The sequence below is a fragment of the Gordonia sp. UCD-TK1 genome (genome assembly GCF_001691435.1).
Classification (GTDB): Bacteria; Actinomycetota; Actinomycetes; order Mycobacteriales; family Mycobacteriaceae; genus Gordonia; species Gordonia hongkongensis.
In genome coordinates this window covers 1-618 of record NZ_LZMP01000095.1, presented here as the reverse complement: position 1 = coordinate 618, position 618 = coordinate 1, and the positions used below count along the sequence as shown (strand labels likewise).

Annotated in this window: 1 protein-coding gene; it reads right to left on the bottom strand. The window is 63.1% G+C overall.

Features of this window, described 5'->3' with window-relative positions; genetic code table 11:
- Positions 1 to 3 precede the first annotated feature (3 nt).
- The coding region (locus tag A9310_RS24905) for a transposase (protein ID WP_139104746.1) at positions 4 to 618 on the bottom strand (615 nt) is incomplete at its 5' end.

Genomic DNA, 618 nt, shown 5'->3' with positions numbered 1-618 from the left:
GGTTCAGGCGGTGGCCAGTGTCCAGGTGCCGTTGGTGGTAGTCAGTCCGAGGGTGATCAGGCGGCGTAGGTTGATCGCGGCGGCGCGGTGGTGCAGCCAGTTGTTGTTGCGTTCGATTCCACGGTAGGGCACCCGCCGGTTACCGCGGGTGAGCCAGGCAATCGTCCGTTCGACCATGGGTCGATGCTGGCGGTAGGTGTCGGCAATAGTGTTGTCAGAGAAGTGTTGTCGGTGTTCGCGCTGGAGTTGGTGGTGTTCGCCGAAACTGATTTTGCGTCCACGAACCGCGGTGGTGCACTGTGCCCGAAGTGGGCAGTCTTGGCAGGCCGCACCGTAGGTGACGTGGCCTTTCGCGCTGACCGGCCGGGTCAGGTTGTTGGGGCAGGTCAATGTGTTCGCGTCGGCGTCGAAGGTGAAATCGTCGACGACGAAACCACCAGCAACCGCCGGCATGTGTGGCTTGGGTTTGATCACCGCGTTCCATCGTGTCCGCGCCAGCGTGGCCAGCATGTCACCGGAGGCATACGCTGAATCACCCAGCACCTCACGATCGTCGGCGTCGTCGGCGACGGTCGGATCGCTCAGCAACAACCGTGCCCCGACTGCTCCGTCGGAAGT